Origin of the sequence: Oceanobacillus sp. FSL W7-1309 (assembly GCF_038002145.1) — a bacterium.
In the GTDB taxonomy this organism is placed as follows: domain Bacteria; phylum Bacillota; class Bacilli; order Bacillales; family Amphibacillaceae; genus Oceanobacillus; species Oceanobacillus profundus.
The window spans coordinates 1,650,126-1,661,579 of the sequence record NZ_JBBOBX010000001.1; the positions used below are offsets into that span (position 1 = coordinate 1,650,126).

The following is an 11,454-nucleotide window of genomic DNA, read 5'->3' on the forward strand; positions in this document are numbered from 1 at the left end:
AATTCACTACAAAATGAATCTAAAGGGAGCGTTACGATATGAAGCTAAAATCACGGTTATGTATTCTATTATTTATTAGTCTGCTTGCATTAGGCGGATGCAATACAGGGGATGCGTCGAAGGAATCGGAAGCATCCGTGAACGGGGGAGAAAAGAGTGAATCGGACACACGGGAGATTACCTATTTAGGAGAAACGTATACGGTTGCTGACGATGTGGAGCGCATTGTCATTACTGGTGCAATGGAAGCAATGGAAGATGCTACGGCATTGGATGTTGAGCCTGTAGGGGCTATTACGCTTGGCGGAGAGTTCCCAGAGGTATTTAAGGAATCGATGGGGCAAGCAGAATCAATTGGGGAGAAGCAAGAGCCTAATTTTGAGAAAATATTACAGTTGAAGCCCGATGTTATTTTGGGAACAACTAAATTTCCGGAAGAGGTTGTAAGTAAGCTGGAACAAATTGCTCCAACCATTTTAGTTTCCCATATTTCAACAGATTGGGAGGATAATCTGCTGTTAATGGGAGCGCTAAACGGAAAAGAGAAGGAAGCTGAAACATTATTGAGTGATTACGGTCAGCTTGTTGATACGGCTAAGGCAGATCTAGCAGAGGATTTCGAGGATAAAACTGTTGTTGCAATTCGCGTTCGGGCGGGTAAAATGTTTATTTATCCGGAAGACGTCTTCTTCAATCCAATTTTGTATAGTGAGCTGGAATTAAATGCTCCAGAAGCAGTAAAGAACGCTAAAGCACAAGAGGAAATATCGATCGAACAGCTTGCCGAAATGAATCCTGACTATATTTTCATGCAGGTACAGCAGACAGGAACGCAGGAGAATGAACAAGCTTTTGAGCAATTAAAACAAAATTCGATTATCCAAAATGTCGATGCATTTAAAGAGGAACAAGTCTATGTAAACATCGTTGACTCCTTATTAGAAGGGGGATCCGCATTCAGTAAAAGTGAATTTGTGAAAGCATTAGAGAGTAATTGAGATTACAGGAAGAAATAGGAGTAACGTGCATGTCTAGTATCCGAAATAAAACGATTCTATTACTGATTAGCATACCAATTGGTCTCGTGATTACAATATTTTGTTCGGTTATGTATGGTGCGAACACCTATAACATATCGACCGTTTTTGAGGCTATCTTCCATGCTGATCTTTCTAATATGGATCATCTGATTATTCGCACGTCCCGTATTCCGCGTGTTATCGGGGCTCTGTTAGTCGGACTGTTTATAGCCATTTCAGGTGCATTAATGCAGGGGATGACGAGGAATTATCTCGCATCCCCTAGTATTATGGGAGTTTCAGATGGATCCATTTTTGTTATTACGCTGAGCATGATATTTTTACCGAACACAACACCATTGACATTAATTATTTTTTCGTTTATTGGGTCTGTTCTAGGTCTATTATTTGTGTTTGGAGTTGCTCGTTTAATACCCAATGGATTGTCTCCCATTTCTTTGGCCATCATTGGGACGATTCTTGGTATGTTCCTGAATGGCGTTTCCCAGGCGCTTGCTACATATTATCAGGTTTCACAGAATATTAGTTTTTGGTATAACACAAGGCTGCATCAAATTGACCCGCTTGTTATTAAATGGTCAATTCCTATTGCAATCATTGGGCTCCTTCTGGCATTGGCGGTTAGCAAAGCAATTACAGCAATTTCTTTAGGAGATGAAGTCGCCCAAGGATTGGGAATTAAACTGATGAAGATGAAATTACTAACAATATTAAGCGTAGCAATTCTAACCGGTATTTCGGTAGCGATGGTTGGGAAAATAACATTTATTGGGTTAGTTATCCCGCATATCGCCCGCTTTATTGTAGGAGAAGATTATAAACGGATCATTTTTTTTGCTGGCATACTAGGGGCGTTTTTCTTAGCTTGGGCAGATATTATCAGCAGGGCAATCAATCCGCCATTCGAAACTCCAATTGGCGTCGTAACTGCCTTAGTCGGTGTCCCGTTCTTCCTTTATTTAATTCGAGTAAAGGGAGGAAAACAACATGCATAAACGTAGGGGAAATCGGCGTTTTATTCGAATATTTTTGTTGGGAATCGTGTTCACCATTTTCATCATGTATATGAGTTTAGCAACTGGCATATTTGATCTAACGCATTTGGAAATCATCCAGACTCTCCTGGGACTTGATGCCCTCTGGGAAAATCATCTTGTTATCTATGAATTTAGACTGCCCCGTATTGTGATTGGTGCATTTGTCGGATGTGCTTTAGGAATGGTAGGTTCTGTTTTACAAGGTGTAACAAAAAATTACTTAGCAGATCCAGGCATTTTAGGAATACAAGCCGCAGTTGGGTTTTCTGTAGTTTGTTATATGCTTATCGTTCAAAGTAATGTAACTGGGATGAGCGAGCTTTCTATCATTAGTATGTCCCTGTTTGGTTGGATTGGGGGCATACTGGCTGCTATCTTTCTCTTTTTGTTTTCAATGAAGCGAGGGGAAATCGATCCAAGACGGCTGATCTTAGTCGGGATTGCGCTGAATGCCGGATTCGGTGCACTTACCCTTTTTGTATCATTAAAGATGAACCCGCAAGATTTTGAAATGGCAACGGTTTGGCTATCTGGAAGTATTTACAGTGCCTCTTGGGAACAAATTTATTCGATGATTCCATGGTTTATCCTGGTAGTCCCGCTCTTTTTGTCGAAGGCTCGTATATTGAACCTTTTACAGCTTAATGAGATGACTATCATTGGTTTAGGAATACGGGCTAACCGAATCCGTTTCTTGCTTCTTTTAGGAGCGGTAGGATTAATCAGTTCCTCTGTGATTGTCTCTGGGAGTATTGGTTTTGTTGGCCTGATTGCTCCGCATATAGCAAGACGCTTGGTAGGAATCCACTATCCATACATATTGCCAATTAGTGGTCTGACTGGCATGCTATTGGTTGTGGTGGGAGATTGGATTGGCAGAACCATCTTTGCACCTGCTGAATTGGCTGTAGGAATAGTCATATCCATAATTGGTGTTCCATATTTTATATATTTATTAATGCGTTCAGCGCGCAACGTTTAACATTATGAAAAAAGAGGGGGCAGGTAGACTATGCAACACGAATTAATACAGACATTTCGACATCCGATATCTGATATATCTTATCAAGTAAGCATATCGATTCCTACTGATCGTGCTCCTAAGGAAGGTTTCCCGGTTTTATATGTTTTGGATGGAAATGCATATGGAACGTTATGTAGAGAGATTGTAAAGATACAGTCCAGGCGCGCTGAGAAGACGGGAGTATCTCCGATGATTATCGTTAGTATAGGATACGCTGTAAATGATATTTTCCCTTCTTTAAGAGTATATGATTTTACACCTGCATCAGCTGCTGCGTCCCTTCCGCCCAAGCCAGATGGTGCATCATGGCCAACGCATGGTGGGGCAAAAGAATTTCTCGATTTTTTAGAGACGATTGTTCAGCCATTTGTATATCAGTCAGCTCCTGTTAATCCACATAATCAAATACTGTTTGGCCATTCATTAGGTGGGTTATTTGTTTTAAATACGTTGTTTGAACGTCCCAATTTATTTCGGAATTATATTTGCTTTAGTCCATCCATTTGGTGGAATGACAAGGAGATTTTAAATAAGGAACGAGCGGATTTTCTCATGCATGATCGAAATCTGTTTATAGCTGCGGAAAGAACGGAGAAAATGGATATGCACGAAAATGCCTTCCTCCTTTTTCAAAGGCTGCAAGTAAATAATCCAAGAGCTGTTGTTTTTCGTTCTCCCACGGGAGAAAACCATATGTCGATTGTTCCTACTGTTTTAAGTGAGGCGCTTCGTTACTTATTTAGCCGTTAGCAAAAGCTCCAAACGTCGCTAGCTGCTTAAATGAAACGAAAGTAATGCTTCAGGAAGGTTGAAATCTCTGAATGCCTAGAAGAAATTCTAATCATACATACTATCATCCAGATGTGGCACCATAGAAGCATGGAGGTGCTTATCTGTGAGCAAAGCAGGAAACAATAAACGTGAAGTCGTAAGTGACAAGCATGCAGTAAGAGAAAAGCTATCGACTGAATTTGACCATGAATTTGCTAATGAACCATTAACAGCAGAAGAAAGACATAATAATAAAAAAACGAAGAAACGACAATAGTAAAAACGACACTTCTTAGGGAAATCCCGGGAAGTGTCGTTTCTTAATGAATTTTGGAAAGATATGTACACAAAAAAAGGTAGCTATCCCTTGAATATTAAACCGGTTACATATATTATAAACATATAGCAATCAAATAATTTGTTGAACAAACAAACTATTTGATTTTTTAAAAAATTTTTTTTATATGCTTTTGCTGTTTCTATTTATAATAGTCTTCATGCATCGTTTACATCAATTTCCCAATGTTGGGGATTGCTATAGAAACAAAAGCAGTATTCTCTAATAGGTTTAGTTTCATCAGGGCAAATGATATAATATACAACGAAAAGGATAAATTTGAGTTGCTATATTGAACAAATCGTTCTAAATGAGTGAGTAGCTCGATTTTAACATCTAGTGTTAGAGGTATAGTCTTGACTAAGACTAGGTGTTAGGAAAAGTTTATAGCATATTGTGTAATGGTTTTTAAAATAAAGGTATAAAGGAAGGTAATAAGATGTCACAACAACAAATTGGTGTTATCGGTTTAGCGGTAATGGGGAAAAACTTAGCTTTAAATATTGAAAGCAGAGGATATTCTGTAGCAGTATTCAATCGTTCTTATGAGAAAACAGAGGACTTTCTTCAGAACGAAGCACAAGGAAAAAACTTTGTTGGAGCCAAAACCATTGAAGAGTTTGTGAATTCACTAGAAACGCCTCGTAAAATTCTATTGATGGTTAAAGCAGGAGCGGCAACGGATGCAACAATTGAATCTTTACAACCTTACCTAGAAAAAGGCGATATTCTAATCGATGGTGGAAACACGTTGTTTGAGGATACGATGCGCCGTAATAAAATGCTTGATGAAACAGGTATCCACTTTATTGGAACAGGGGTTTCTGGTGGAGAAGAGGGGGCTCTAAACGGCCCATCTATGATGCCTGGAGGACAAAAAGAAGCTTATAAGCTTGTTGCACCTATCTTTGAAGCTATTTCTGCGAAAGTGGATGGCGATCCATGTGTCACATACATTGGACCAAATGGTGCTGGGCACTTCGTGAAAATGGTACATAATGGAATTGAATACGGTGATATGCAATTAATCGCAGAGGCGTATGATATTTTAAAAAATGTACTTGGCATGGATGCTGGGGAGCTGCATGAGGTATTTACAGAGTGGAACAAGGGTGAGCTTGACAGTTACCTAATTGAGATTACTGCAGATATCTTTACGAAAACAGATGACGAAACAGGAAAGCCTCTAGTAGATGTCATCATGGATAAAGCGGGACAAAAAGGAACTGGAAAATGGACAAGTAAAAATGCGTTGGATCTAGGTGTTCCACTACCACTTATTACGGAATCTGTATTTGCACGATTCATTTCTTCCTTGAAGGATGAGCGTGTAAAAGCTAGTGGTGAACTATCTGGTCCAAGCGTACAAAAACACGAAGGTAATCGCAAAGAGCTAATCGAAGCGGTTCGTAAAGCATTATATATGAGTAAGATTGTTTCCTATGCACAAGGATTTGCACAAATGCGTGCAGCATCTGAAGAGAATGGCTGGGACCTTCAATATGGTGATATTGCGATGATCTGGCGTGGAGGCTGTATTATCCGTGCAAACTTCCTGCAAAAGATTAAAGATGCATACGATCGTGAACCACAACTAGCTAACTTGATGCTAGACCCATATTTTAAAGAAGTTGTGGAGAACTATCAATCTGCCTTACGTGAAGTTGTTGCTTTAGCAGTACAAAACGGAATTGCTGTACCAACATTCTCTAGTGCAGTTGCTTACTACGATAGCTATCGTACAGCTGATCTACCAGCAAACTTAATTCAAGCGCAACGTGACTACTTTGGTGCACATACGTATGAACGCAAAGACAAAGAAGGTACGTTCCATACAAATTGGTTTTAATAATTCTGTACATCTTATAATTTAAATACCTAAGTCCTTCATACTCTGTGTGAAGGGCTTTTTCACGGTTGAAAGTTGGATCATTGTGTTACGAACAGACCGAGAGTATATCTCACAGCTGGAACTCGAAACATTTCGCTCCAATACGAGACCGTGATAGACAATATTTCAGCCGCGTATCCCTTCTTTTTTAAACAACCGAGAAAATAAATTCGGGAATGCGTGCAAGAGCAAGATTGAGGGATGGAAACTTATCATTATATAAAAAATAGAGTGTAAAAACCTCGAAAGATTTCCACACTCTTGACTAGCTCCTAACAATTAAACGCTAATAAACCAGATTTATTGCCAAAGTTAGTTTTCGCCGTTCTTAAAACTAACTTCCTGTACATCGAGAAAGTTTTGAATTGCAAGTGCACATGCGCCTTGAACGATTGCGTTTCTACCTAAATCAGACAGTACAATTTTACGATAAACACTCACAGAAGATTGGAGGTTATTTTCGATTTCTTCAATAGCATTCGGATATAAATGTAATAGTTCACTGTTTAAAACTAATGTCTCTGGATTATAGGAATTAATCATATTATTGAGTCCGATAGAAACATAGCTGATAAATGTCTTCATCTCTTCACATGTCGTCGGATCGTTTTCTGCTATTAACCGTTTCAGGTCTTGGTGTGTTAAGTTTGGACGATCAAGCTTTTCAGCAAGACTTGAAAACACAGCAGGTTCGGCTGCATAAAGCTCCCAGCAGCCATGATTTCCACATCTGCAAGCTTTTCCAAAAGGAGAAATAATCATATGCCCAATTTCACCAGCATAACCATCATGGCCTTTAACCAAATTGCCGTTGTGCATGATTCCAGCTCCAATACCAGAACTAAGGACAATGGCTAATAAATTGTTGCTATGATGATGCTTGTATACTCTTTCAGCATAGACGGAAAGGTTGGCAGTATTTTCAACAGAGACATCGACATCTATTTCCCGTTCTAAATCTGACTTTAAGTCTTTGTTTCGCCATTGATATCTAGGAACAAAAAGGATGGATTGATCATTATTTACAGTACCATGAACGCCGATTATGGTTTGGACCAAACCATAATAACAGTCAGCATATTTTTGCTTGTATTTTTTAATCTGTTTGATTAGAATGTTTACGACTTCTTCATAAACTTCGGTGTCAAGCTTTGTAGTATTAGTTTCAATTTTATTCCCTTGAAGGTCGGATATTCGGTATTGAATTTCTTTGTAGTCAAGGTCAATTCCAAGTACATATCCAGCTTCTCCATTAATGGAAAGCATGATTGGCCGTCTTCCAACAGCATTATGTTCCTGCTGTGTTTCACATACGAGCTTTTCTTCAAGTAAATCAACAACCTGAACAGAAATGGTTGCCTTATTTAATCCAGTAATCTTGGAAAGCTCGGCCCTGGATATAAAACCGTGTTCAATTATTTTTTGTAAAATGATACTTCTGTTTATCTTTTTGATGTAAGCTCCATCGCCTGTAACCATGATGTTTCTCCCCCTTTGTCATAACGAAATGAGAATTATGTATAAAAACATGTTATTATTTGTTTAGTAAACAAATAATAAATCATTGCAAAAAAAATAGATAGCTGCCATACTATTGTGTTCGGTTGAAAAGGCTTTCAAAATGTTGTGCGCTAATAGTAATTCTATTATAACAAAAAAAGGAGATTTTGGAATGAAAATTCTATATTTTGATTGTTTTTCTGGTATAAGTGGAGATATGACGATTTCATCATTAGTTGATGCCGGTGGGGATCCGATTCATTTAGAGAGTGAATTGAAAAAGCTGGGCATGGAAGATGAATATCAATTAAAATGGAATAAGGTTGTTAAAAATGGTATCACAAGCACGAAGTTTGATGTTGTACTTTTAAACGAAGAAGGACATCACCACCATCATAGTCATGGACATAATGAGGAAGGACATCACCACCATCATGATCATGGACATAATGAAGAAGGACATCACCACCATCATGATCATGGACATAACGAAGAAGAGCATCACCACCACGCAGACGACCATGGCCACCACCACAGCCATGAACATCATCATGCGCATGACCATCGCTCCTATAAAGATATTGTAAACCTGATTAAAGGAGCGGAGTTTTCGGAACCAGTAGAGGAAACTGCATTAAAGATTTTTAGAAAAATTGGTGAGGCAGAAGGGCGTATTCATGGGATGCCACTAGAAGATGTCCATTTTCATGAAGTGGGTGCAGTAGATTCTATTATAGATATTGTTGGGACAGCTATACTACTCCATCAGATGGAAATCGATTTGGTTATATCAGCTCCAGTTCCAGTGGGAAGTGGGAAAATACGTATTGACCATGGGATATATCCAGTACCAGCACCAGCAACTTTAGAGATTTTGCGTGGTGTACCAATTGCTGCCAGTGAGCTGAGAGCAGAATTGACAACACCAACTGGAGCGGCAATTATTGCAGTTTTAGCGGAGGAGTTTGGTAATATGCCGACGTTGAAAGTTGATGCAATTGGATATGGTGCAGGAACCAAAACATTCCCAGAACATCCGAATGTATTGCGTACCATTGTAGGTGAGAGGTATTAACATAAGAAATGAGGGATAACGATGAAAATAGCATTGATTGCTCATGACAAAAAGAAGACAGATATGGTTCGATTTACACAAGCTTATAAACACAGTCTCCAAAAGCACGAGCTGTATGCAACTGGTACGACGGGAATGAAAATAGCTGAAAATACTGGGCTAACTGTCCATCGTTTTCAGTCCGGGCCACTTGGTGGAGATCAGCAAATCGGCGCAATGATTGCAGAAAACAAAATGGATATGGTTATATTCTTTCGCGATCCACTTACTGCTCAACCACATGAACCAGATGTTTCAGCATTAATGCGTCTTTGTGACGTATACGCTGTCCCGCTGGCTACCAATATGGGTAGTGCTGAAGTATTCATTCACGGCTTAGAGCGGGGCGATTTACAATGGCGTGAAATTATTGAGGACAATCAGGGCGAGTAATAGCTAAATGAAGGTTTATATCAGTTAATCAGTTGACTGTAAAAAACCTTCATGTTATGCTTTTTATATAATTAGTTTGGCGGACAAATTAATTAAAGTGCTTTTTGAAAGGGATTACAAAAATAGCTTGCAGTTAGTAAAGCAAGAGTGGAACGAGAAATCAATCTCATGTTTTACCAAAGAGGAGCTTTCACATAGCATACCAAAAGGGTAATCCTTTGCTTGCTAGGGAATTATAGTATGTAGTTATTTGTTATAGATAATTTTACAGTGAAATGGAGTGAATCGCTTTATGGGTATTTTGCAGGAGCTGCTACAGGATATTCCTGTACCGAAATTGGCAAAAGTAAAGCAAACGTTTGACAGCACAAAAGAAGATGTTGCTGGAACATTACAGGCACAGTTAGAACAGGTCAAGGATACCGTCAAACCGGGCATGGAAATTGCTATTGCAGTTGGTAGCCGAGGGGTGGATCGACTTGTTGATTTAACTGCAGTAACCGTTAAGTTTCTGCAAGATTTGGGAGCGAAGCCTTTTATCGTTCCATCTATGGGTAGTCATGGGGGAGCGACAGCAGAAGGGCAAAAAGCCGTACTGGAGCATTTAGGTGTTACAGAAGAAGCAGTAAATGCAGAAATTCGTTCTTCCATGGAAGTAGTAAAAATCGGGGAGCTTTCGAACGGCTTACCAGTATACATTGATAAACTTGCGTCACAAGCTGATGGTATCGTTGTCATTAATCGGGTCAAACCACATACTGCATTTCGAGGTCCAGTAGAAAGTGGCATCATGAAAATGATCAGTATTGGTCTTGGGAAACAAAAAGGTGCAGAGGCTTGTCACCAGTTAGGCTTTAAGCATATGGCTGAGCATGTTCCTGCAATGGCTAAAATGACAATGGAAAAAATGCCAATTATATTCGCTGTAGCGACAGTTGAAAATGCCTTCGATAAAGTGGCAAAAGTGGAAGTACTTCGCCCAGAAAACATTGAATCAAGAGAAACAGAGCTTCAAAAGCTTTCGAAGCAGCTGCTGCCGAAGCTTTTCTTTGATGAAATTGATGTACTCATTATTGATGAGATTGGTAAGAATATCAGTGGAGACGGGATGGACCCGAATATTACAGGTAGATATCCGACACCATACGCACATGGCGGACCAGATGTATCCAAAATGGTCGTTTTAGATGTAACACCACAGTCAGAAGGAAATGCTAATGGGGTTGGTACAGCAGATTTTACAACTGAGCGACTAGTGAACAAGATGGATAAGCATGGAACATATGCAAATGGTTTAACTTCTACGGTTGTTGGACCGACACATATCTCAACAACGTTGCCAAATGATAAGATGGCGATTCAGTCTGCGATTAAAACATGTAATATTCTTGATTTTACTAAGGTGAAATTAGTTAGAATCAAAAATACGTTAGAAATAAGTGAAATTGAAGTATCCGAAGCATTTCTTGAACATGTGCAGGAGCATGAGAATTTAGAACAAGCTTCAGAGCTATATGAATTTGATTTTAATAAAGAAGGTAACTTATTTTAATACATTAGTAGGGGGAATTTAGAGTGAGTAATCTATTTGATTTAACAGGGAAAATTGCAGTTGCGATCGGTGGAAATAGTACATTAGGCGCTTCTATGGCAAAAGGGCTTGCTGCGCACGGGGCAACGGTAGCAATTGTTGGTCGTAATTTAGAAAAAGCTGAAGCAGTTGTAAAAGATATTGAAGCAGACGGTGGATCGGCAAAAGCTTTTCAAGCAGATGTAAGTGATTTGGAATCCGTAGAGAAAGCTGCAAAAGATATTGAAGCATGGTCTGGTGGCTGGGACATCGTTTTAAACGCTCCTGGTAAAAATAGCTCTACGCCGTTTCTTGAGCTTGAAACAGATGAGTGGGATGACATTATGGATGTAAACTTACGTGGCCTTGTATTCGCTACGCAGATTTTTGCAAAGCGTATGATTGAGCAAGAGCGCAAAGGGAGCATTATCAATATTTCATCTGTATCATCAACAACACCATTGTCTCGTGTGTTTACGTATTCAGCATCTAAAGCTGGTGTTAACAGTGTAACACAATATTTGGCGAAGGAATTTGCACCTTATAGTATTCGAGTAAATGCGATTATTCCAGGTTTCTTCCCAGCAGAACAAAATCGTAAAATTCTTGATGAATCACGTATTAATTCGATTATGAATCATACACCAATGGAGCGATTCGGTGAACCGGAAGAACTGCAAGGTGCAGCAATTTACCTTGCATCCGATAAAGCATCTGGCTTTGTAACGGGATCTTTACTTCGCGTTGACGGTGGTTACGGGAGCATGACAATATAAA

11 protein-coding genes are annotated in these 11,454 nt (G+C 39.3%); 10 read left to right on the forward strand and 1 reads right to left on the reverse strand.

The window, feature by feature from the left end; all coding sequences use genetic code 11:
• Positions 1-38 precede the first annotated feature (38 nt).
• From NST46_RS07705 to gndA, 6 genes are all read left to right on the forward strand, one after another.
• Positions 39-998, forward strand: coding sequence for an ABC transporter substrate-binding protein (locus tag NST46_RS07705; protein WP_341137003.1), 960 nt, complete (start codon positions 39-41; stop codon positions 996-998).
• A 29-nt stretch (positions 999-1,027) separates the two neighbouring features.
• Positions 1,028-2,035 (forward strand): FecCD family ABC transporter permease, encoded by a 1,008-nt coding sequence (locus tag NST46_RS07710; RefSeq protein WP_095313468.1) that lies wholly within the window; start codon positions 1,028-1,030, stop codon positions 2,033-2,035.
• Entirely contained in the window at positions 2,028-3,059 is a 1,032-nt protein-coding gene (locus NST46_RS07715) for a FecCD family ABC transporter permease (RefSeq protein WP_303449554.1), read from the forward strand. The genes NST46_RS07710 and NST46_RS07715 overlap by 8 nt, the downstream gene beginning before the upstream one ends.
• 30 nt (positions 3,060-3,089) lie before the next feature.
• Positions 3,090-3,851, forward strand: coding sequence for an alpha/beta hydrolase (locus NST46_RS07720; RefSeq protein WP_341137004.1), 762 nt, complete (start codon positions 3,090-3,092; stop codon positions 3,849-3,851).
• Between the two features lie 145 nt (positions 3,852-3,996).
• Positions 3,997-4,149, forward strand: a complete 153-nt coding sequence (gene sspO / locus NST46_RS07725) for a small acid-soluble spore protein O (RefSeq protein ID WP_095313463.1) — start codon at positions 3,997-3,999, stop codon at positions 4,147-4,149.
• A gap of 499 nt (positions 4,150-4,648) precedes the next feature.
• On the forward strand, positions 4,649-6,058 hold the full coding sequence (gndA, locus tag NST46_RS07730) for an NADP-dependent phosphogluconate dehydrogenase (RefSeq protein WP_095313461.1): 1,410 nt from the start codon (positions 4,649-4,651) through the stop codon (positions 6,056-6,058).
• Positions 6,059-6,412: 354 nt separating this feature from the next.
• Here the strand turns inward: gndA and NST46_RS07735 are convergent, their stop codons facing one another.
• A complete protein-coding gene (locus NST46_RS07735) occupies positions 6,413-7,579 on the reverse strand; it encodes an ROK family transcriptional regulator (protein ID WP_118890058.1) in 1,167 nt (388 codons plus the stop codon).
• A 193-nt stretch (positions 7,580-7,772) separates the two neighbouring features.
• Between NST46_RS07735 and NST46_RS07740 the strand changes: the two genes are divergently transcribed.
• The 4 genes from NST46_RS07740 (at position 7,773) to NST46_RS07755 (ending at position 11,453) form a co-directional block, all read left to right on the forward strand.
• A complete protein-coding gene (locus NST46_RS07740) occupies positions 7,773-8,675 on the forward strand; it encodes a LarC family nickel insertion protein (protein WP_341137005.1) in 903 nt (300 codons plus the stop codon).
• Between the two features lie 21 nt (positions 8,676-8,696).
• Positions 8,697-9,107: a methylglyoxal synthase gene (mgsA, locus tag NST46_RS07745; RefSeq protein ID WP_095313456.1), complete on the forward strand. Its 411-nt coding sequence runs from the start codon at positions 8,697-8,699 to the stop codon at positions 9,105-9,107.
• Positions 9,108-9,399: 292 nt separating this feature from the next.
• The gene (locus tag NST46_RS07750) at positions 9,400-10,659 is read left to right on the forward strand and encodes a lactate racemase domain-containing protein (protein WP_341137006.1); all 1,260 of its coding nucleotides are present in this window, start codon (positions 9,400-9,402) and stop codon (positions 10,657-10,659) included.
• 23 nt (positions 10,660-10,682) lie between these two features.
• Complete coding sequence (locus NST46_RS07755; protein WP_095313452.1) at positions 10,683-11,453, forward strand: SDR family oxidoreductase; 771 nt, start codon at positions 10,683-10,685, stop codon at positions 11,451-11,453.
• Position 11,454 lies beyond the last annotated feature (1 nt).